This window comes from Fluviibacterium sp. S390, assembly GCF_049800695.1.
In the GTDB taxonomy this organism is placed as follows: Bacteria; Pseudomonadota; Alphaproteobacteria; order Rhodobacterales; family Rhodobacteraceae; genus Meridianimarinicoccus.
In genome coordinates, this window is sequence record NZ_JBNAFN010000032.1 from 1 (window position 1) to 21,156 (window position 21,156).

General features: G+C 61.7%; 21 protein-coding genes and 1 pseudogene. 8 read left to right on the forward strand and 14 right to left on the reverse strand.

Annotated features, from left to right (window positions below):
* Positions 1-128: 128 nt before the first annotated feature.
* Positions 129-347 (forward strand): annotated as a pseudogene (locus tag ACP15K_RS18535) (integrase core domain-containing protein); the annotation flags it as partial.
* A gap of 148 nt (positions 348-495) precedes the next feature.
* On the opposite strand, the gene ACP15K_RS18540 reads toward ACP15K_RS18535, so the two are convergent.
* Together ACP15K_RS18540 and ACP15K_RS18545 are read right to left on the reverse strand one after the other, a co-directional pair.
* Positions 496-1,179, reverse strand: coding sequence for an AIM24 family protein (locus ACP15K_RS18540; protein WP_193140862.1), 684 nt, complete (start codon positions 1,177-1,179; stop codon positions 496-498).
* Position 1,180: 1 nt separating this feature from the next.
* Positions 1,181-2,038, reverse strand: coding sequence for a DUF4239 domain-containing protein (locus ACP15K_RS18545; protein ID WP_193140861.1), 858 nt, complete (start codon positions 2,036-2,038; stop codon positions 1,181-1,183).
* Between the two features lies 1 nt (position 2,039).
* Between ACP15K_RS18545 and ACP15K_RS18550 the strand changes: the two genes are divergently transcribed.
* Complete coding sequence (locus ACP15K_RS18550) at positions 2,040-2,984, forward strand: TAXI family TRAP transporter solute-binding subunit (RefSeq protein WP_193140860.1); 945 nt, start codon at positions 2,040-2,042, stop codon at positions 2,982-2,984.
* A 137-nt stretch (positions 2,985-3,121) separates the two neighbouring features.
* Here the strand turns inward: ACP15K_RS18550 and ACP15K_RS18555 are convergent, their stop codons facing one another.
* From ACP15K_RS18555 to ACP15K_RS18575, 5 genes are all read right to left on the reverse strand, one after another.
* Positions 3,122-3,832, reverse strand: a complete 711-nt coding sequence (locus tag ACP15K_RS18555; RefSeq protein WP_424991256.1) for an IS6 family transposase — start codon at positions 3,830-3,832, stop codon at positions 3,122-3,124.
* Positions 3,833-3,931: 99 nt separating this feature from the next.
* The gene (locus tag ACP15K_RS18560; RefSeq protein ID WP_424991246.1) at positions 3,932-4,936 is read right to left on the reverse strand and encodes an ABC transporter permease; all 1,005 of its coding nucleotides are present in this window, start codon (positions 4,934-4,936) and stop codon (positions 3,932-3,934) included.
* A gap of 6 nt (positions 4,937-4,942) precedes the next feature.
* Complete coding sequence (locus ACP15K_RS18565; RefSeq protein ID WP_424991247.1) at positions 4,943-5,947, reverse strand: ABC transporter permease; 1,005 nt, start codon at positions 5,945-5,947, stop codon at positions 4,943-4,945.
* The gene (locus ACP15K_RS18570) at positions 5,944-7,479 is read right to left on the reverse strand and encodes a sugar ABC transporter ATP-binding protein (RefSeq protein ID WP_424991248.1); all 1,536 of its coding nucleotides are present in this window, start codon (positions 7,477-7,479) and stop codon (positions 5,944-5,946) included. Before ACP15K_RS18570 ends, ACP15K_RS18565 begins: the two co-directional genes overlap by 4 nt.
* A 60-nt stretch (positions 7,480-7,539) precedes the next feature.
* Positions 7,540-8,514: an ABC transporter substrate-binding protein gene (locus tag ACP15K_RS18575; protein ID WP_424991249.1), complete on the reverse strand. Its 975-nt coding sequence runs from the start codon at positions 8,512-8,514 to the stop codon at positions 7,540-7,542.
* Between the two features lie 177 nt (positions 8,515-8,691).
* Between ACP15K_RS18575 and ACP15K_RS18580 the strand changes: the two genes are divergently transcribed.
* Positions 8,692-9,786, forward strand: a complete 1,095-nt coding sequence (locus ACP15K_RS18580) for a LacI family DNA-binding transcriptional regulator (RefSeq protein ID WP_424991250.1) — start codon at positions 8,692-8,694, stop codon at positions 9,784-9,786.
* A 534-nt stretch (positions 9,787-10,320) separates the two neighbouring features.
* The gene (locus ACP15K_RS18585) at positions 10,321-10,851 is read left to right on the forward strand and encodes a hypothetical protein (protein ID WP_424991251.1); all 531 of its coding nucleotides are present in this window, start codon (positions 10,321-10,323) and stop codon (positions 10,849-10,851) included.
* A 972-nt stretch (positions 10,852-11,823) separates the two neighbouring features.
* On the opposite strand, the gene ACP15K_RS18590 is transcribed toward ACP15K_RS18585, so the two are convergent.
* From ACP15K_RS18590 to ACP15K_RS18605, 4 genes are all read right to left on the reverse strand, one after another.
* On the reverse strand, positions 11,824-13,131 hold the full coding sequence (locus tag ACP15K_RS18590) for a HipA domain-containing protein (protein WP_424991252.1): 1,308 nt from the start codon (positions 13,129-13,131) through the stop codon (positions 11,824-11,826).
* 1 nt (position 13,132) lies between these two features.
* Positions 13,133-13,354 (reverse strand): helix-turn-helix domain-containing protein, encoded by a 222-nt coding sequence (locus ACP15K_RS18595; RefSeq protein WP_193140936.1) that lies wholly within the window; start codon positions 13,352-13,354, stop codon positions 13,133-13,135.
* A 248-nt stretch (positions 13,355-13,602) separates the two neighbouring features.
* Positions 13,603-14,721 carry a ParB/RepB/Spo0J family partition protein gene (locus ACP15K_RS18600; protein ID WP_424991253.1) on the reverse strand — a complete coding sequence of 373 codons (1,119 nt, stop codon included), beginning with the start codon at positions 14,719-14,721 and terminating at the stop codon, positions 13,603-13,605.
* On the reverse strand, positions 14,718-16,028 hold the full coding sequence (locus tag ACP15K_RS18605) for an AAA family ATPase (RefSeq protein WP_193140934.1): 1,311 nt from the start codon (positions 16,026-16,028) through the stop codon (positions 14,718-14,720). The genes ACP15K_RS18600 and ACP15K_RS18605 overlap by 4 nt, the downstream gene beginning before the upstream one ends.
* Before the next feature lie 440 nt (positions 16,029-16,468).
* On the opposite strand from ACP15K_RS18605, the gene ACP15K_RS18610 reads away from it, so the two are divergent.
* The 3 genes from ACP15K_RS18610 to ACP15K_RS18620 all read left to right on the forward strand — a co-directional run bounded on the left by ACP15K_RS18610 (position 16,469) and on the right by ACP15K_RS18620 (position 18,969).
* Positions 16,469-17,161: a hypothetical protein gene (locus ACP15K_RS18610; RefSeq protein ID WP_193140933.1), complete on the forward strand. Its 693-nt coding sequence runs from the start codon at positions 16,469-16,471 to the stop codon at positions 17,159-17,161.
* A 156-nt stretch (positions 17,162-17,317) separates the two neighbouring features.
* Positions 17,318-18,355 carry an ACR3 family arsenite efflux transporter gene (gene arsB, locus ACP15K_RS18615; RefSeq protein ID WP_193140932.1) on the forward strand — a complete coding sequence of 346 codons (1,038 nt, stop codon included), beginning with the start codon at positions 17,318-17,320 and terminating at the stop codon, positions 18,353-18,355.
* A 233-nt stretch (positions 18,356-18,588) separates the two neighbouring features.
* Positions 18,589-18,969: a hypothetical protein gene (locus ACP15K_RS18620; RefSeq protein WP_193140931.1), complete on the forward strand. Its 381-nt coding sequence runs from the start codon at positions 18,589-18,591 to the stop codon at positions 18,967-18,969.
* Between the two features lie 17 nt (positions 18,970-18,986).
* On the opposite strand, the gene ACP15K_RS18625 is transcribed toward ACP15K_RS18620, so the two are convergent.
* Positions 18,987-19,262 (reverse strand): DUF6522 family protein, encoded by a 276-nt coding sequence (locus ACP15K_RS18625; RefSeq protein WP_193140930.1) that lies wholly within the window; start codon positions 19,260-19,262, stop codon positions 18,987-18,989.
* Between the two features lie 23 nt (positions 19,263-19,285).
* Complete coding sequence (locus ACP15K_RS18630) at positions 19,286-19,714, reverse strand: Rrf2 family transcriptional regulator (RefSeq protein ID WP_193140929.1); 429 nt, start codon at positions 19,712-19,714, stop codon at positions 19,286-19,288.
* A 177-nt stretch (positions 19,715-19,891) separates the two neighbouring features.
* On the opposite strand from ACP15K_RS18630, the gene ACP15K_RS18635 reads away from it, so the two are divergent.
* Complete coding sequence (locus tag ACP15K_RS18635; RefSeq protein ID WP_193140928.1) at positions 19,892-20,146, forward strand: hexameric tyrosine-coordinated heme protein; 255 nt, start codon at positions 19,892-19,894, stop codon at positions 20,144-20,146.
* 78 nt (positions 20,147-20,224) lie between these two features.
* Here the strand turns inward: ACP15K_RS18635 and bla are convergent, their stop codons facing one another.
* Positions 20,225-21,049: a class A beta-lactamase gene (bla, locus tag ACP15K_RS18640; protein WP_394355451.1), complete on the reverse strand. Its 825-nt coding sequence runs from the start codon at positions 21,047-21,049 to the stop codon at positions 20,225-20,227.
* Between the last annotated feature and the right edge of the window lie 107 nt (positions 21,050-21,156).

A 21,156-nucleotide genomic window follows, 5' to 3' on the forward strand; every position in this document is an offset into this window, starting at 1 on the left:
AACGAAAGACCATCGAAACGCGACGGTTGCTTCACCGCAAATCCGCCGCATAATCAACCCAGACAGATGAGCCTGACCCTCTCTTAGATCACGCAGCCATCTGTCCCAAAATCCCTGACGACGGACATCCCGGTAAGCCAACACAGAACGCTTTCATTGAAAGTTTCAACGGCAGCTTCCGGGACGAATGCCTGAACGAAACGCTGTTCTCGTCGTTAGCAGACGCCCGATTAGAGATCACCAAGTGGAAGGAGGACTACAATCAAAACCGGCCCCATTCATCACTGGGAAATCTCACGCCCAACGAATTTGTGGCCAAAATCACGTTGCAAAAACTGGCCGCATGAAGCCACAAATCAATACGCGGATTCTCCTAAAATCTGGAGGAGAGTTGGGTCTCAGGTCAGGACCCTTCGGGCCGGTTTTCCGATCCTGGACCCTCTGCCGCTACTGTGCAGAAAAGCCGCTGAAGGTGTGTTGAATCACAAGTCAGAACTATTCGAACAGTGTTCTGCTAATTCTCTCACCTTCTGTCATCTGGCTATGAAGATACTCGTTCCAGTAAGGCGTCCAACACACAAGAGCCTTCCCAGATCCTTCATACAATCTCAATCGCTCTTGACCGGATATGAAGTTTCGGGGAAAGCGCGCCGATCGCACCGACCTGAATCGCAATCCAGACGTTCTGCCCAAGACCAGGCGTCCCTGGACTTTGAGTTCCCCATCCTTCACGCAGACTTCTTCCACCGGCCCTGGCGCATTGATCGCGACTTTTCCTTTTCCGCTGACGGTTGTCTTCCACGCAAAGAAGCCATCTCCAGCCCAGAAGCTTGAGAAGAACGGGTCTCGGTGCAATCCCAAATCGACATTGGCCTCACTGGCCCAGTACTCTCCCGGTTCCAAAATCCACTTCTCGTCCCCTTGCAACTCAAACACATGGAAGCCGGCGAGAGAAGGTTGCAGCAGGACAGAGCCTGTCCCAGTGTAATAGGGCCGGACGCGCGACTCATGTGCAAAAAGGCTTCGAAGGATGTCCCGTAGTGCTGGCAGCCTTGGCGTGAATGTTATCGAGCCTGAGTAGTTGGACAATGCGCCACGCGCTGCGCGTATGGTCTCGTTCTGCAGATCGACCCGGATCTGACGCATTCCTTCAATATTGCGAACGTGAAAATCTGCCATGTCAGAAGCGCTCCCCATCCGGTTCATCCCAGATCATCGCCCTGGTCCACAAGGTTTCAAATGGCTGTGGCGGCAGCGCTGCTTCGCCTCGAAGTGGCCGATCAAGTGTTGTGATTACGAACAGGATAATCCCAAGAAACAATGCCGTGATGCTGCCAAGCAAGACATGTTGAAGAACGCGAATCCGCAAGATCGTCATGAACAATATGCTCACACCAGCACCGACAAGCACCGCTTGCCACAACACCGGCGGTATCGCCGTTCTAACGCCAGAGAGCCGACGTTGCCTTGCATCTGTAAAATCCTGAAACGACGAAATGACTTCCGCGTGAACAATCGTCTCTCCGTCCGTCTGCGGCTCGAACAAGGCCAACTTGTGTCGGACAGCTTCGACGCGGCCGTATCCTCCATTTAGAATTCGACCCTCCTTATGCGCCAACCATTCCTTGTGGATGGTGAACAGCGTGTAGTCGCGGATGTGCCATTTCACATCGCTCCGGAAAGGCTCCGGGTAGACATCCAACTGGGCGTAAAGAGAACCAAGCGACGTCGCCTCGTTCAGGATGCTTTCCTTGACCCGTTCGGAATTTTGAAAGGCCGCGACTGTCAAAAGGCCAAGCAACAAACCGTAAAACAGGCTGAAACCGGATGTCACATAGTTGATCGACGGATTGAAGTCCGGCCCCGTACCAAGTAAAAGTCGGAGCAATGGCTTTATGATGAACAAGCCAACTGCGACCGCCAGAAGTGAACCGACCACGAACCATATGGCAAGGGAGCGTGTCGGGATGTCGTATACAAACTCAGGCATGGTGGAATGGGTCTTCCATGTCAAAGGCAGCTTGATCGGGATCAGCACAATGAGACGCTATCTCCGTAGCACACTAGTCGCACTTCTTGTCTTTTGCCACCATGTCGCTGTCGCCGAACCGGTCAAACTGTTCAGCATCGGCTCCGGTGATATTTCAGGAAACTACTACCCGGTCGCTCAGGCCATCTGCAAAGCCTTCAACCGGGCGGACGATTCCCGCCGGCGGTGCAGTCCAGAACCGTCCCCTGGATCGATCTACAACTTGACTGCTCTCCAGGAAGGCGCCCTGGAGTTTGCAATCGTTCAGTCGGACTGGCTGAACGCTGCCTTTTTGGGAACCGCGCCATTCTCCCATGGACCTGCAATGACGGACCTGCGCGTCATCGCAGCGCTCTATTCAGAAACAATTACCGTTCTCGTTGCACCCGGCTCGGATATTTTCAGCGCGTTGGATATGTTGGGGAAGAAAGTGGATATCGGGCGTCCAGCCTCCGGTCGCAATGCCACGGTCAACCACTTGCTCGAATCGCTGGACTTCTCGCTTGGTGATTTCGGGTCGGTTCGGGAATTGCTCCCGGCCAACGCGATCGAAGAACTTTGCAAAGGCACAATTGATGCGGCCATCCTGGTTGTCGGTCACCCCAGTGCACTTGTTGCGGAGGCCGTGGAGCGGTGCGGCGTGAGATTTATTGAATTTGACGGCCCGCGTATACGAGAACTACTCGGTCGTAGCGACACTTACCGAAAGTCCTTTATTGATCTCGGTATGTACGGACTACCTGGAGAAGAAATACCAAGTTTGTCTGTCGTCGCCTCTCTGGTCACGCGAACAACCGTCGATGAGAAGCTCGTCGCCGATCTCTATGCGGCCATCCAACAAGCTGCACCCATGCTGGCCGAGGAGATACCAGTCTTGAGTGAACTGCAGAGTTTCCTCGTCTCGTCGACGCCCTTGGGCGTCCCTGCCCACGATGTTGTCGAAAGGGCGCCCTAGCAGGGTCTTCTCTTCTGGCCTGAACCGCGCCGGGTTTATCGGAGAGTAAAACACTCAATGGATGGTCCCTAGTGGAACGAGAGGGACTGTTGCATTGGTCCTTTCAAACTGAAGTCGGCTTTGTTAGACCTTTTGGATCAAGCGGCGGTTTTGAACAAGCTGTCGATGAACGCGATTTCGCCCCTGACGCCCGGTTGTTTGTAAAAGATGTGTCCACGTTTGATGGTCCCAATGGTTTCTATCCCGCTCAGGGTCGCCTTATCCGTTCGTAGGGAACGAAAGCTCTGGCGGTAACCTAGCAACCGTTTCATGGCGGCGTGATCTCTTTCGATCAGGTTGTATCGCCATTTCCGATCGATGTGCCGGAAGCTGTCAACATGTGGATCATGTCGGTGATTGATCTCACGGATGACGCGCCGATAGGCCTGCGCCTTGTCCGTGCAGATCGTGACGGGGCGATGCAGGCGCACACACTTTATTGCCTTGTTCAGAAAGGCCTTGGCCGCCTTCGCATCCTGTCGAGCGGTCAGGCGGAAATCGACCATCTGAGCGTTTGCCTCGATGGCACGCCACAGGTAGCGCCACTTCCCGCCAACCCGGATGTAGGTCTCATCGACATGCCAGTCGATGCTGGCGCGACGCAGTTGCTTTTCTGTTCGCCTGATCAACTCCGGGCCGAACTTCTGAACCCAGCGATACACGGTCGATCGATCAATGGTGATGCCGCGCCCTGTGAGCAGATCCACGACGTCCTGATAGGACAGCGGGAAACGCAAATACCAACGCACCGCGCAAAGGATGATCTCTCGTGGAAAACGGTGATGCTTGAAGGGTGACATACGCGGCATGATTGATCTCAAAAGCACGGTCGTGGTCAAATGGCTCGGTTAATGCAACAGTCCCCGAATGGATACTTGGGGGGACCCTTGCAGCCCAAAAACCGGAGCTCATCCCGACGGGCTTCGTTGTATATCCGTGGCGCGCGAGACGCGGGATTGCAGAAGAATGACGACGAACAGGAACAACCCGCGCACGACCATTTGCCAGTAGGCCGAGATGCTGATCACGCCGCGCCCGTTTTCGAAGTTCAGAATGTTGAACACCAGCCCCAGCAACAATGCGCCCGCAACGGTGGCCGGAACAGACCCCAGCCCGCCCGTGAGCAGCGTGCCGCCGACAACGACCGAGGCGATGGCGGACAACTCCCAGCCGACGCCTTCCAGCGGTTGGCCGGCACCAAAGCCCGAGGCCAGGATCACCCCCGCAAGCCCCGCGCAGCCTCCCGACAGGATATAGACGAAAGCCTTTGCGCGGTTGACCGGCAGGCCCATCATCCGGGTTGCGTCCTCGCCGCCGCCGATGGCTTCGACGGTGCGTCCGAGGGACGTCTTTTCCAGCACGATCCAGAGAACCCCGGCGAGGATCGCCACGGCGATGATCGACCATGGCAGGATGCCGCCCACCGATCCCATGCCGAATTTGGTGAAGTTGGACCCCCAGTCGACCGAGATCGTCTGCCGCCCCGAGATCACAAGGGCGCCGCCCTTTGCGCCCAGCATTGTGGCAAGGGTGGCGATGAATGGCGGGATGCGCATCGCGATGACGAAGAAGGCATTGAGCCCGCCGATGGCCATTCCCGCCAGGATGCCGCCGGGAAGCGCCACCTGGATGCCATAGGGCGAAAGATAGGCCACGCAAACCGAGGTGAACGCCACCACCGATCCCAGCGACAGGTCGATCCCGCCGGTCATGATGACGAAGCACATGCCAAGCGCGATGGCGATGAACATCGAGTTGTAGTTGAGGAACGAACTGATGTTGTAGGCGCCGCCGAAATTGTCGTAGCGCAGCAATCCGAAGGCAATGACGACGACAAGCGCAATCCACACGCCCATGCTCTGGCCATTGCCCTGAATATACCGGCGCAGGTCGAAGGTGGTCTGGTCAAGCATGTCCGGTCACTCCTTGCGGCCTTGTTGCACATAAACAGCCAGGACGATGATGCCGGCCTTGGCGATCAGCGCGACCTCGTCGGCCACACCGTTGGCCAGCAGGGTGTATTTCACCAACTGGATGATCATCGCACCGAGGATGGCCCCGAAGATCGGCGCCTTGCCCCCCATCAGAAGCGTGCCGCCCACCACCGCCGCGGCGATGGCGTCAAGCTCCATCAGCACGCCGATCCGGGCGGCGTCCGAGGCGGAATTGATGGCGACGACGATCAGCCCGGCCAGGCCCGACAGCCCCGCCGAGATGACGTAGACGCCGATCTTGACCCGCCGCACCGGCGTGCCGGTCAGGCGTGCCGCCTTTTCGTTGCCGCCCACGGCCAGGATACGGCGGCCATACATGGTGCGGTTGACCATCCACCAGGCGACGAGGGCGATGGCCACGACCAGCCAGCCCTGAAACGGCAACCCAAGGATCTTGCCGGTCCCGAGATAGGAAAATCCGGGATGGGTGAAGGTCTGAAGGTTCCCATTGGTCAGCACCTGCGCGATGCCGCGGCCCGAGATGAAGAAGATCAGCGTGGCAATGATCGGCTGCACGCCGAGATAGGCCACAAGAACGCCGTTGAACAGGCCACACATCAGCGCCACGAGGATCGGCACCACGATGGCGGCCGTCAGCCCCAGCGTCGGATTGGCCTGCGCGAAATCACTGAGGAAAATCAATGGTGCCAGCGCGCCGGCGACAGCCATCACCGCCCCGACCGACAGGTCGATCCCGGCAGTGGCGATCACCAGCGTCATCCCGACGGCAACGATGGCAATGGTGGCCACCTGCGAGATGTTCACGAACAGGGTTTGCATTTGCAGAAAGTTGGGCGTGATCGCGACATTGATCAAAAGAAGCACCACCAGCGCGACAAGGCCGCCGTTTCTGGACAGGAATTTCAGGTCGGTCCCCGAAAAAGCGGCCCGCGCGCGCTGCGCCGGTGGGGGTTGGATGCGGTCAGTCATGCGATGGCCCCTGCGTCCGCCCTGTCATGCGACTGGGCAATCGCACCGATCAGGCTTTCTTCCGTGATGCCCGGATTCTGCAATTCGGCAACCGACACGCCGTCCTGCAAGACGACAATCCTGTTGGCGCCTTCCACCAGCTCTTCGAATTCCGAAGAAATCAGCAGCACCCCGACGCCTTTCTCGACATACTTCTGGATGATCGACTGGATTTCGAATTTCGCCCCCACATCGACGCCACGGGTCGGCTCATCAAGGATCAGCAGGTCAGGTTCCAGCGCCAGCCAGCGCGCCAGCAGCACTTTTTGCTGGTTGCCGCCCGAAAGCTCGCGGATCGACTGTTCGATGTTGGCCAGCTTGATTCCCAGCGCCTTGACGAAATGATTGACGATCTCTTCTTCGCGGGCCCGGTCGATCGCGCCATTGCGCAGCAACCTGGGCAACAGGGCCAGGGTCATGTTCTCGCGCACCGACATCTCGGGTACGATCCCCTCTGCCTTGCGGTCTTCGGTCAGAAAGCCGATGCCGCTGCGGATCGCCTCTGCCGGGTCGCGGAACCCGGCCGGGTTCGCGTGGGTGGCCACGACGCCCCCATGCAGACGGTCCATGGCGAAAATGGCCCGCGCGGTTTCTGTCCGGCCCGAGCCGAGCAGCCCGCCCAGACCCACGATTTCGCCCTTGTGCACCGAAACCGAAACGTCGCGCAGGTTGCGGCCGGTGTTCAGGTTCGAGGCCTCCAGCAACACGTCACCGCGCGCATGGGTTCCGCCCGCGAGATCGGTCATCCCGGCGGCGGCAATCTCTTCGGGGTCACGGCCTAGCATGTCGGCGATCAATCCAAGCTTGGTCGTTTCGGCGATCTTGCGCACGGCCACGCGCTGACCGTCGCGCATGATCGTGGCGCGGTCGCAGATGTGGAACAGCTCGTCCAGGAAATGGCTGACATAGATGACGGACACGCCCCGCGCTTTCAGCCCGCGGACGACGCCGAACAGGGTTTTGACCTCGCTGTCGTCAAGCGACGAGGTCGGTTCGTCCATGATGACCAGCCGCGAGTTCAGCGAGACCGCCCGTGCAATCGCGGTAAGTTGCTGAACGGTAGTGGAATAGCTTCCAAGCGGCCGGGTCACGTCGATGTCGATGCCGAACTCGGCAAGGATCTCGCGGGTCCGCCTGTGCGCGGCCTTCCAGTCGATCAGGCCAAGCCGGGTGCGCGGTTCATAGCCGATGATGACATTCTCGGTCACCGAGCGAAGCGGCACCAGGCTCAGTTCCTGGTAGATCGTGGCAATGCCGTTGTCCTGCGCCTCGCGTGGCGAGCCTGCATTCCAAGGCTTGCCTTCGAAGTCCATCTTTCCTGAATCCCTGCGATAGACGCCGGTCAGGATCTTGATCATCGTGGATTTTCCGGCACCGTTCTGGCCGATGACGGCGTGAACTTCGCCGGGGGCAATCTCAAGGTCTGCGGAGGTGAGTGCTGCGACGCCCGCAAATGACTTGTTGATGCCCTGCATTTTCAGGAGCGGTTGCATCAGGGGCCTTTCGCCAAAATGCGTGGGGGCCACCCAAAGGCAGCCCCCGGCAAGTCAGGTTCAATAGGCTTCGTCGATATGATCGGCGGCATTCTCGGCGGTGAAGATGCGGTCTTCAACCTTCACCCATGCCGGGATCTCTTCGCCTGCAGCGTATTTCTGCATCACTTCACAGGCCAGCGGACCGAAGAACGGCGAGGATTCCACCGTCACGCCCATCTTGCCGTCGATGATCGCCTGAAGCGCGTCGCGGGTGCCGTCGATGGACACGACAAGAACGTCCTCACCCGGCTTTCGGCCAGCCAGTTCCAGGGCCTGGATCGCGCCGATGGCCATTTCGTCGTTGTGGGCATAGACGATGTTCACATCCGGATGTGCCTGAAGCAGCGTTTCCATGACCTGGCGGCCCATGTCGCGGGCGAAGTCGCCGGTCTGGCTGGCGACGATCTCGAACCGGTCATCCTTGACGATGTTGTCGTCGAATCCGGACTTGCGGTCCCGTGCGGGCGAGGAGCCGGTGGTGCCTTCAAGCTCTACGATGATGCCCTTGTCGCCGTCGAAATTCTCGGTCACCCATTCCGCCACACGCCGGCCCTGGTCGATGAAATCCGATCCAAGAAACGAGACGTACTGATTGCCGGCCTGCGCCACGTTCTGGTCAACCGAACGGTCAACAAGGAAGGTGGGAATGCCCGCGGCCTGGGCCTTCATCACGGCAGGAATGAGCGGCTTTTCCTCGCGCGGGGGCAGGAACAGCACATCGATGCCCTGCGCAATCATCGAGTCCACGTCGGCAACCTGCTTGGCGGCAGAGCCTGTGGCATCGGTTGCGATAAGATCCCAGCCGCAGGTTTCGGCGGTTTCCTCAAAAGACTTGGTCTGGGCAATGCGCCAGGGATTGTTGGATTCGGTCTGGGCAAATCCGACCTTGTAGCGGTCTTTCTGCTCAAGGGGCGGCGGCTCGGCGATGGCAGACATACTTGTCAGTCCAAGACCCAAGGCAATCGCCGTCCCCATCAGGATTCTGCGTTTCATGTGTATTCCTCCCATTTGATTGTGGCTTCGGCCCTCCCTTGCCGCGGACGGTTCCGTTCCCGGCACCCTGCCGGTCAAAGCCTGACGCCACTCAAGACTAATAATTCCAGCCAGTCAATAAATAATTATTAGTTATATTGTTGACCTTCTCCGTCCGGCGGGCAACTATCGGCCATTATGACGAACAAATCCCTCTCTGGATCGGACGGTCAAAGAAAGGCCCTTGGCAAGGGGCCTGCCAAGGGCCGTGTGACCATGCAGGACATCGCGCGCGTTGCAGAGTGTTCGCAATCGACCGTGTCCTTCGTCCTGAACGCGAATACCTCAGTGAAAATCTCGGACATGACGCGGAAACGGGTTCTGGAGATTGCCAGGGATCTGGGCTATCGGCCGTCCATGTTGCAGGGACTTCAGGATCGTTCTGGGGGCAAGGATGCGATTGCATTCGTGATCGACAAGATGACGACAAGTCCGGAAGGGGTGGTGATGCTTGACGGGGTGCGCCAGGTCGCACGCGCGCTGGATGCCCTGGTGTTGACGGCCGAGACAGATGGCAACGCGGCGCTTGAAGAGCGGACGTTGACCATGTTCCGCGATCTGGGGGTGCAGGCCATCATCTACGCCTGCATTTTCACACGCGAAATCAAGATCCCCGATGGCATTCGCGATGCCCGGATGCCGGTGATCCTGGTCAACTGCTATACTGCGGACGGGGAGTTCCCGGCGGTCGTTCCAGGAGAGATCGCCGGCGGCCATCGCGCGACCAATGCCCTGCTGGCGGCAGGGCACCGGCGCATAGCAACGATCACCGGGGAAAGCTTCATGGAGGCCGCGCAGGACCGTCTTCAAGGTTACCGCAATGCCCTGGCAACCGCGGATATTCCCTTTTCGCCGGAGTTGGTCGTTGCCGGCGACTGGTCTCCCAGCGCCGGCTACCGCGGCACGCAGGAACTGATGGAACTGGACGTGCCGCCAACGGCGATCTTCTGCCAGAACGACCGGATGGCCGTGGGGTGCTACGAAGCGCTCAAGGAAATGGGTCTGCGCATTCCCGAAGATATCTCGGTTGTCGGCTTCGACGACGAAGAGATAACGCGCCACATGTCGCCGCCGCTGACCTCGTTGATTCTGCCAAGCCGGGCCATGGGCCGGTGGGCAGTCGAGCAGATTATCCGCGAGGGCGGGGAGACCGACGAACGCCAGGGCGCATTGGTCAAGCTGGAGTGTACCCTTGTTTCAAGGGAGTCCGTCACCCGACCGGCGCGTGGGTGATGATTGTCGGGGCAGCCACGCCGCATGGCAAAGGTATGGATCAGGCGTGTCGGCAATACGGATTGCCAAAACCGCACGGCACAAGGGGGCATATTCCGCAGGATGCGGGGTGGGAGTGCCTTTGCCGATAGCATTGGACGGCCGCTTGCTAATTCGAGAGCGGGCTGACAGGCATGACTGACAGCGCAGGTATCAGGACGCATCCGCGCCCCTTTTTGGCAACGCGGCGCCCTCTGTTCGGTCAGTTCAACCCCCACGCTGTCTGCTTGGTTCGGACGCTTCCGTTCAACTCAAGGATCCGGACGGAATATCCTAACCCTCACTGTTACCCGTCACTGTCCGACGCTTGGGAAAAGAGCGATGAATGGCTTTGATGCGACAACGAAGAGAGACCGCACAGCACCATCGGGACAAACCTCGGGCAATGCTGGCAAATTCACATGACGATACCACCTCGCCATGATCGGAAAGAGCGGGTAACTCTAGCCCAGGGTGGTAAAAGGTTGGGTATCAGACCACGACTACTCACCTGCGATGGGCGGCCAATTCGGCCGCCGTCGCTTGGGTCTCGTCCGTGACGGGCTGAAGACCGGCGAGGACGTCGGTAACCTTTTCCGCAGTGCTGGTGGCCGAAAAGATCGCCTTGTTGTCACCCTTCATGATGCGAAGCCCATGATCGATATAGGTGGCAAGAACGTGGCGCGGCTCCGAGGCAGACCCAAGATCGCCTCAGAAATAGGCAGCGCCGATCTCAGCAGGCAACTCTTCCGTCGCATAGACATCATCACCGACGCGCTTACCGAATTCCCGCGCCATGCGGCTCTCGGCGCCTGTCCAGTGGGTCAGCTCGTGCGGGAGAACCGAGTACCAGCCCTCGGTGGCTGTGCATGTGTCGGTGCCTCAGAAGCCGAGGCAGTAGGCCATGGAGATCGCTTCTTCGACATGGCGATAGAAGGCGCTGTCACGGCCCTCTCGATTTTCCGCTCCGATTGCCCTGATGAAGGCATCAGGCGCCGCGATCGGGTCGATAGGTCGGCTGACTGGTCGATCTCTTCCCGCTCGTAGCCGACCTTCGAAAGTCAGCAGTGCGGCTCCTCGGATTTGAACAAACGGCCCCCAGGCTTCGAGGCGGAGTGGCCTGGCAGCATGACCATCGTCTAAGTGGCCCGTGTATTCCCGCCGCAGACACGCTTCGCCCCCATGCAAGGACGCTTTTCGCATGCCAAGCACAGTTTCCGTGCGTTGAAACGACCTGGCGGTTCGGCTGAGCGCCGCGGAGCGACGAAACGGCGCGAGTCAGGACATTTGGAGGTGAACTTGCGGGTAATGGAAGTGCGGGGCCGAATTCCGTTGTTTCATTGAGGTCAAGAACCGTTCCGGGCCTTCGTGTTAGAGCAAATGCACCCATGTTGCAGAACTGAACGCGGGTTTTCACGGTCTCAGAGGACGGTCAGAGACAACGGACTCCAACCTTTCCCCCGTATCCAGCCCCTCAAAGCGTTGCTGCCTGGTTGAATCACGCCGTCCGGATCGCGGGTTAAATGGGTCTTGCGCGCATTCAGGACCCGGCCTGCCCCGGCCTCGAGCGCCTGAACTGGCCGGACCCATGTGGGGGCCCTCTGCGCCAAGCGACTGCGTCATCCTACCAGCACTCGAAAGGATCCAGACGGACCAGTCTGCGGACCGGGTAGGCGCGCCTCCCCGACAGGTCGGCCGGCACGGGCCGGGGTTCGCAACGGCGGGGGCGCCCCTGTGGAAGTTACGGAGAGACATTTCCCCCTCGCCCACAGGCGCGCATGGTTGCAGACTGCAATGCCATGGGAAGATTTTTTCTCGCCAATTTGGTCCATTGGACAGCATTATGGTTGGAAAGACCGATAAACGCGCATTACCCCCGCAACTTCCGCCCCCGCCCTGTCACCCCCGATAAGGCGCACTTATCAGAGGCATAGGATTTGGGCCAAAATCCAAGGCCCTACTGCCCTGCCCTGCCCCATTTGACTGGCGATTGGCCTCATTCGGCCCCTGTGATCTCTGTCAGGGACGGTTCTGCACCACCAGATCGCGCGCAGGAACCTCAAGGTCGAGCCCGAGGGCCGCCGCCAGCGCGGCAGCCTGTGCCGAAAAGGCATCGCCAAGCCGCTTGTGACCGGGACCGCGCATCTTCGGGATCCGGTCAACAACGGCCCGGGTCAGCGCGGCCAGCCTGTGCCGCATGGGGGCGGTCAGGCTGCGATATCCCAGATCCTGCGCGAACCGCACCAGATCCCGGTCCGTGATCTCATCGGCCATCTGCGCCGCCCCGATGTCGAAGGACAACTGATGCGTGACCTGATCGTCGATCAACGTCGGAACGATATCGTAAAATGGCGCAAGCTGCGGCCGGCCCGTCGGATCGGGCGCGTAGAGCAGGGCGTGGTTCTTGGCATGGTTGTCCGTGTTGCCCAGCAACAGGTTGATCATCGTACCTTCCAGAAAGGCCGAGCGCGCCTGCGCCGGGGCGCTGCATTGCGCCAGAATCCGCCCCGCCGCCTGTGCCGAGAATTGGCGCGGGCCGCTGCCATTGCGTTGATACTTCAGGTACGGCCCCAGCCCCAAGGCCTGGCAGGAATCTTCCTGATGGATGCGATGCACCTCCGCCCCCCGCACCGACCGGTCGAAACGGGCGATCAGCAAACCGCGCAGGTCGCCCTGCCCGACCACCTGCGTTTCAGCCACCGGATGCGCCAGCAAGCTGGCCGCGATCGTCATCAGCGCGTGTTCCTGTTCGACCAGCCGCAGGTCGCGCGCCCGCGGAACCTTCAGGATATGCGTTGTCGGCGCGCCGCTGCCCGGGCGCGGCAGCGCAAACCGCCCATCCAGCAGAACCGTCACCGCCACCTTGCCCTGCACCCCGGCCAGGGGCGACGGGTCCTCCGACATCTCGGGCAGACGACGGTGGTCCCGCAAGGCGCGCAGGATCGCCTCCAGATCCTCCGACGACAGCACCGTATAGTCCCTGTCCAGATGACCGGGGCGCTTGCCTGGCCCCTCCCCCTCCGGCACCACCGAGATCGCACCGGGACAATCCCGGCCAAGATGCGCCAGCAGCCCCACGATATCTGTCTGCGCGATCCCATGTTTCTGCATGACCTGATCCCGCATGGCGTTTTCGAACAGCAGGTTGTCGAAGAAGCCCCGCGTCGGAACATCGCCGAAGGGCGCATCCTGAACCGGCAGCGACAGGGACAGCGGATGGGGCAAATCCTTTCGCACGTACCGGAAGGACACCGCACCATCGTCGGCGCGGTGCAGGGTGCCGACCGGGGTGGCCTGCCCTTCTAGAAAGACGTCCAGCCGTTGCATCTCAGCCCTCGGCCGTCAGGTCGAGCCCGAGGTCGCGGCACAGGGTAAACACCACCCCGATCTGCGCGGTTTCCTTGCCCCGCTCGGCCGCGATGATGGTCGGAACCGAGATCCCCGATTGCACCGCAAGGGTCTCTTGCGTCAGGCCCAACGCCTTGCGGCGCTTGCGAAGGGCAACGCCAAGATCGGCGGGGGTCTTGATGGTGTGACGGGGGCGCGGCATGGAAACCTCAAGGCTCGTTTAGGTTCTGGCAGTATTAGGGGGAGCGGCCCAAAAACTCAACGTTCTTATAGATTTCATCGATTCAGAGTGGAACAGACCCTGAAATCTAAACGAGCTTTGATATTTTTGTGGCGGAATTCGCAGAAATCCTTGCGCGCTTCAACCACGGGCGGTCCGCGCTCCCAAAAACCGAAGGGGCGCGCCTGGCGGCACGCCCCCCCCCCCCCCGTCTCGCGTGATGGCCCGGTCTAGTCGTCCAGCATCGCCAGCAGTTGCTGCACGGCGGCTTCCAGCTTTCTGCGATCCATCGTCGTGAAATCGGCATCCAGTTTCAGCTCCAGCCGTCCCATGGACGCCGTGCATTTCGCCGCCCCCCTCGGGCTTTGCACCTGGAAGGTCGTGCGCGCCTTGCGGGGCGATTTCCCGGCCCGTGGCGCGCTGTTCCCCGCGGGGAACGCGTCCTGTGCGGGGTCGCTGCCCGTCTCTCCCTGCCCCACATAGGCCTTCAGGATCTCCAGTTCCCCGGCCGCATCCCGTGCGCCGCCGGTCACCAGGGTCCGTTGCAGATCGGCCAATGTTTCCGGCTCGGCCTCGATGCGTTTGCGCACCGCCAGACCAAGCGCACGCGGGATCGCCTGCGGGTGTTGCAGATGCCGTTCCAGCACCGTCAGCAGCTTGGCAAAGGCGCGGATATAGCTGCGCTTCTGCTTGCCGACGGAGCCATAGAGCGCATCGACGGCCTCGTCGGTCGTCTCCGCCGTGGTCGCGTCGCTTTCGGCATAGCTGCGCGCCAGGGCCGCCATCTCGGCAAAGGAGATATCGGTGCGCACGAGGTTTTCGTCGACCATCCGGCGATACAGCCCTTCCAGCGACTCACCCTGCCCCAGTACGACCGCTGGAATGCTGGCATAGCCGCCATCGGGGTTCTCGGCATCCAGGGCCCGGAACGCGGTCAGGCGCCGCAACCCCTGCACCAGTTCAAAGCCATCGCCGGCGGCTTCGACCTGGATCGGGTTGGACAGGCCGATTTGCGCGATCGAGGCTTTCAGATCCTCAAGATCCTCGGCGCCCACGCTCTTGCGATCCCGGACCAGTTTGGTGGTCCGGATCTCGCCCAGCGGCACCCGTTGCAGGACAAGACCCTGGTTCCGCAGCGACACATATTCATGCGCCAGGGCATCGTTTTCGGCCCGGATTGCCTGTTCGGTCTCGGCCCGGTCACGCAGGGAATCCGCGTTTTCGCGCACGGCGCTGGCCATCGGTCCCCGGCGCGGCTCTAGCGAGGAGATGCGCGGACCGCCGGGGCGCGGTTTCTCCTGTTCCTCGGGCATGTCGATGTCAAAGACGCGACGTCTCTTCTTGGTCATTCACTCTCCTCCATCTTTTCCCAGGCTTCGGTCAGGTTCTTGCGAAACTCGGTATAGGCCCGGTCAAAGGTGGCGCGGGCGCGCCGCCATGTTTCACGGGTCATGTCGCGATAGTCGATCTCGTAGACAGAACTCAGGAATCGGCCTGACTGTTCGACGGCGCGGGTCAGCTCGATCGGATGCTCGGTCACACGGTCGCCGAAGACCTTGCCGAAGGCTTCGTACATGGCGCGGTGCAATTCGTTGCCCGGCTCGAACCGGGTCAGAAGGAACCGCAGGTCAAGGAAGGCTTTCGGGCCGGTGGCGTTCCCCGCGGGGAACGCGGCATCCTTGAACCCGGCATCCAGATCCTCCAGCGCCTCGCTGAGCTGGCCGATGAAACTGGTGGTGCTGTCGTATTCCCAATAGCCGGGGCCGGACGGGATATAGAGCACATCCGCCGCGAAGACAGCGTTCATCGATTGATAGCCGATGGCCGGCGGGCAATCGAAGATGATGATGTCATAGCTGTCGGCCGGGATCGCCGAAAGATAGCGGTCGACGGCGGCAAAGAACGACCAGTCCGGGTTCAGGTGCCGGTACTGGGCCGAGGCGAATTCGACAAAGGCAGCGTTGGCGCACGACGGGATCAGGTCGATGGTCGGCCAGGACGTCGGCTGGATAAAGTCCGAAATGCGCAGATCTTCCAGACCCATGTCGCGCACCGAAGCGGGCAGGCGGCGTTCCACCACCTTGGTGCCCGACGCCGCGCCCGAGCTGGCACTGTTCATGCGGTCGGTCTCGCGGATCAGGTCGCGCGCCATGATGCCCCAGACCGTGTAATCCTCGGACACGTCGCTGAGCCCCATGGAATGGCTGAGCGTCGCCTGCGGGTCGAAGTCCACGCACAACACCCGGTAGCCGTCCAGCGCCGCCGCGTGAGCGAAATGCAGGGCCACCGTCGACTTGCCTGCACCGCCCTTGAAGTTGGCAATGGCGGCGCGGATCGCGCGCTTGCCGGGCGGGCGCGGGGGCATCAGGGTCTTGCGGTTCACCTTCATGCGGCGGCGCAATTCGTTGATCTCGGCCAGCGAGAACCAGCGCTGGCGGCCGTCTTCCTCGACCTCGCCGACGGGCAGGGAGGGGTCTGCCGACAACCGGCCGCGAAAGGTGGACTGGTTGATCTTAAAGATCAGCTCGGCCACCTCCCACGAGGAAAAGCGGCGCAGGGTCTTTTCCATTTCCGGGGAGAAGGTCTGCTTCCGGATCCAGCCCTGCATTTTCAGCGAATGTGACTGAAGCTCCTGAAGGTCGCGATAGTTGTACATGCCCACCTCATGAGACGTAAATTCTGCTCTATTCGTGAAATACGCCTATTTGCCTGTTTTGGCAAAACAGAATATTCTCGATCCACGCGAAACCCGTTGTCCGACGGGGGCCTTGTGGCCTTGGCGCTACGGATGCGAATCGCCGAACGCCCTAGAGCGCCGCGCCAGATGTTGAGGCGCGCGTGTTTTGGGGGGACAGGATTTGGCGTAGGGGCGCCATTGGGGGGACAAATCCGGTCAACAGGGGGACACATGGGATGTCCCCCATCACCTGTGAACCCTAAATCTTTGATTGATTAGGCGGGCTGAACGGGGACGCCGGGGCAAACACGTTGACAGAATCGAAAATTGGACGCTAAATCCTGAACCATAAGCAAAAGCGTCCGGACAACCGGAGGCACGGTTCCCAGGAACCACAGGCACGAGCAGGATACGGTCCAATGTTGGCCAAGCAAGCTGTGGGGCAGGGAGCTGCCTCTCGAAAATACGATGTGCTCACGGCATTGGGCACCATGGCCTGCGCCGAGACAAGCTCGGTCCAGCGGACGATCCTCAGATTCATGACCCTGATCACCGCCCGGTACAACTGGATGCGGGACGAGCTGTCGATCGGCCGCGCCGATATCGCCCGGCTGTGGCAGGTGAACGAGCGGACGGTCAAGCGGGAGTTGGCCAAGCTGAAGACCCGGGGCTGGCTGACGGTAAAACGTCCGGCGGCGCGGGGCCGGGTGACGGTCTATGGCATCGACTGGGCCAGTATTCTGGAGGCGTCGCGTCCGACCTGGGCCAACGTGGGGCCAGACCTTGAAGCGCGTTTGGGCGGGGCGGCGGGGTCTGCACCGGAACCTGTGCGGGCCAAGGTGGTCGCATTTCCGACCGTGGACACGGCAGGGCAGGGGGGCTGGGGCCGCGCGGCGGCCATCCTGCAGGGCGAGGATCCGGCCTTTTATGCAAACTGGTGTGCGGGGCTTGAGTCTGCCGGGGTGTCGGACGGGGTTCTGGAACTGATCGCGCCCTCGGCGTTTCACGCGCAGTACCTGCAGACACAGGGTTACGACAAGCTGTTCCACGCGGTGCGCCGGGGTCTGCCCGAGGTTCAGCGCATGGTGGTGGCGGGACAGCGGCCGGGGTAGCCAGATTGCTGGTCTGTATACGACCAATTCGGCGTTGCAGTCCTACCTGATCCTTGCCTATCCCAAGGCAGAACGGGTCACGATGGAAGTGGGGCTCTACCCTATGGCCAATCCCGCCGGGCGGTTGTCGGATGAACAGAAGGAATTTTCTGTCCCATGAGTACATTTGAACGCTACCTTTCGCTTTGGATCGCCCTTGCCATGGTCGCGGGGATCGCGCTTGGCAGTGCCGCCCCCGCGCTGGTCAACGCCGTGGCCGCGGCCGAGGTGGCCAGCGTGAACCTTGTGGTTGCGGTTTTGATCTGGGCGATGGTCTATCCGATGATGGTCGGGGTAGACCCGTCGAGCCTGCGCAATGCGGTCAAGCAACCCAAGGGGCTGGCCATCACGCTGATCGTCAACTGGCTGATCAAGCCTTTCACGATGGCCGCCCTGGGGGTGCTGTTCTTCGAACATGTCTTCGCGGATCTGATTGCGCCGGCGGACGCGCAGCAATACATCGCCGGGCTGATCCTGCTTGGTGCCGCGCCCTGTACCGCCATGGTGTTCGTCTGGTCGCAACTGACCCGAGGCGACGAAAGCTATACCCTGTTGCAGGTGTCGGTGAACGATGTGGTGATGGTGTTCGCCTTCGCGCCCATCGTCGCCTTCCTGCTGGGGGTCACCGATATCCAGGTGCCCTGGGAAACGCTGGTTCTGTCGGTTGTCCTGTTCGTCGTGCTGCCCTTTGCCGCCGGGTTCGTGACCCGCAAGCGGCTGGGCACCGAGGCCCGGATCGCCGCCTTCCAGGCCCGGATCAAGCCGTGGTCGATGATCGGCCTGATTGCCACCGTGGTGATCCTGTTCGGTCTGCAAGGGCAGGTGATCCTGGATCGCCCGCAGGTGATCGCCCTGATCGCGGTGCCGATCCTGCTGCAATCCTACGGGATATTTGCGCTGGCGTACGGGGCCGCCTATGCCCTGCGGGTGCCGCACCGGATCGCCGCCCCCTGCGCCCTGATCGGCACGTCGAATTTCTTTGAACTGGCCGTCGCCGTTGCCATCAGCCTGTTCGGCCTGAACTCTGGCGCGGCGCTGGCGACGGTGGTCGGCGTGCTTGTCGAAGTGCCGGTGATGCTGTCGCTGGTGGCTTTTGCCAATCGGACGCGGGCGGGTTTCGCGGCAGAGCCGGACGCAAGGACCGAGACGCCCTAGGCCAGGGTGCAAATGCGCATGCCGCTCTTTGCGTGGTCAGGGCGAGGCGGCCAAAGCGCGCGCGCCCGGTTTACGATTTTCTGCGTCCGCCTTCTTGCGGCGGGAATTGGGAGTATACTTCCAGTCGTGCCGGGTCTGGCTGCCGAAGTCTTCTGAATGCCGGGGGACAGCTTGCCCGGACGCCGACGATGGCATCCCGATGCGCGGGCAGGCGGCAAGGAAGGATCATACCCATGACGGACACGCAACGACCGACGCGGACCCTGAGAACCCTCGCCGTCGTGGCGATCGGGTTCGGCGTGCTGACCGTGATCTCGGGCACCACGACCTTGCTTGGCGGCATCGACATGGGGGCCGTGGTGTCCTTCGTGCTTTGGTTCAACACCTGCGCGGGGATTGCCTATGTCCTGGCGGGTATCGGCCTGTGGCAGGGGCGCCCATGGGCCCCGCCGCTGGCCGTGGCCATTTTCCTGGCCACCCTGCTGGTCTTCGCCGCCTTCGGGGTACATGTGCTGCGTGGCGGTGCCTTCGAAATGCGAACCGTGCTTGCCATGACGCTTCGCACCGCGGTCTGGGGCGGGATCGCCCTTGCCGCACGGCGCGGAGCGGGCTGAACCGTCGGTGCCAGGTATCAGGCGGTGCCGGTTCCGCCACTGCGGGCCGTCATAGGCACGCGCGTCGTCGTCAACACGTTGCCCAGTGTATCGACCACCAGGCGAACGCGGCGCGTCCCGTCGCGCAGGGTCACGCGAAAGCGGCCCGCGTCGTCGCCTTCGCCACGCTCGACCAGGCAGGTCATGGCCCCGTCCTGCATCATCTGTCGGATCTCTTCCGGCGTGCGGTCGAACAACCGGCCAAGGTCGCCCGGGTCTGCTTCGAACCCGTTTTCGGTCGGTTCCAGTTTCATCGCCAGTCCTCTTGCCTGTCCGGTCATGCTGTGGCCGCCGACACCTGCCCGGGCCGGGACAGCGCGATATCGGCAAGGGTGGAACGGTCAAGGTCGGCAATGAAGGCCGCCTCGGCGCGGCGCAGGCGGCCTTTCAGCCCGCAACGGCCGTCGATGGTGCAAGCTCCCTTGCCCGAGAAGCACTCGACCAGCGCCTGGTCCTGCTCCAGCACGCGGACAACATCGCCCAGCCGGATCTGGTCCGACGGCCGCGCCAGCATCGCGCCGCCCCCGCCGCCCCTGCGCGTGGTGACGATCCCGGCCTGTGCGAGGCGCTGCACGATCTTGGTCAGGTGGTTGCGCGACAGCCCGAATTCCTCGGCGAGCTCGGCGGTGGAAAACCCGCGTTCGGGCGCGCTGGCCAATCGCATCAGCGCGCGCAGGCCATAGTCGGTAAAGGAGGTCAGTCGCATCGGCACTCCAATCGGTATTTACAATACTTATTAAATCACGTAGCCCGGAATACAAGCACGCATTGTGCGACGGCCCCCGGGGCGCGCCCCGCTGCGCAGGGTCATCGTGCAACCCCCGTGCCGTAATTTGCCCTTCGGGGCATCCACATTTCCCGTTGTGCCTTCAAGGAGCCTGCCATGACCGACCAGCCCGCCCCCACCGACACGACTTCCTGGTTGCCGAGCCTGCGGACGGACACGCCCGAAGCCGGGTTCCAGCTTGCCATCACCATGGCGCGCCGTGCCGTGAAGGCGACCCAGCCTGACATGGACACGCTGAAGAAACTGCGTCCCGCCTATGCCGGGGATTCCGACAGCCTGATCCAGGCCTCGGGGGTCGTTGCCAATTACTTCGCGACCGTCGCGGCGGCGAACGACTACTGGAAGTCGTAAGCCGGGGACCGGCTGCCGAAAGTCCGGAGCAGGGAACCATCAGACCGCTGAAGACCGGCCCGGACGGGCCTGGGGCGTCTACTTGGCTTGCAGGGCGGCGACCATCGCCGCGCCGATCCCGGCAATCGCCGCGTTGCGTTCCGACATGTCGGCGTCGTTTTCGGTCAGATAGATCGCCACCAGCACCGGTTGCGCCCCATCGGGCCAGATGACGGCAAGGATCGACCGCGAGCCGAACCCGCCCGCGCCGGTCTTGTCTCCGATGACCCAGCCGTCGGGCAGGCTGGCGCGCAACAGATCGTCGGCCACTTCGTCGGCGATCATCCAGTCGGCAAGCTGCCTTCGGGACGCCTGGGTCAGGGCATCCCCGAACAAAAGTGCCTTCAGGGTGGTCAGCGCAGCCCGCGGTGTCGTGGTGTCGCGCGGGTCGCCCGGCGCCCCCTCGTTCAGGTCGGTTTCCCAGCGATCCAGACGGGTCGTTGCGTCGCCGAGGTCGCGCAATGCGCGGGTGAACCCCTCTGGCCCGCCGATCGTCGCCAGCAGCAGGTTGCCGGCGGTGTTGTCGCTGATGGTGATCGTCGCCTTGCAGAGGTCACCAACCGTCATGCCGGTCTCGACGTGCCGTTCGGTGACCGGCGAGTAGGCCACGAGATCCGCGGCGGCATAGTGGATCCGGCGCTCCAGAGTGTCCTCACCGGCATCGACGCGGCGCAGGATCACGCCGCACAGCAGGCTTTTGAAGGTGCTGGAAAGCGGAAAGCGATCATCCGCGTGATGGGTCCAGATCCACGCACCGGCCAGATCGGTCATGGCGACCCCGATACGCCCCCCGATCCGGGTTTCCACATCCAGAACGCTGAGCCGCAGCGGGTCTTCAGCCGCAGCGCTGTCCGCAGATATCATCCCGGACAGGAGCAACAGGATCGCCCCGGCCCAGCCTTTGGGATTGATCGTCACTGGCGTCATCACGGCCTCGTCTGTTGGGGTTCCTTGACGGTGTATAGACGGCT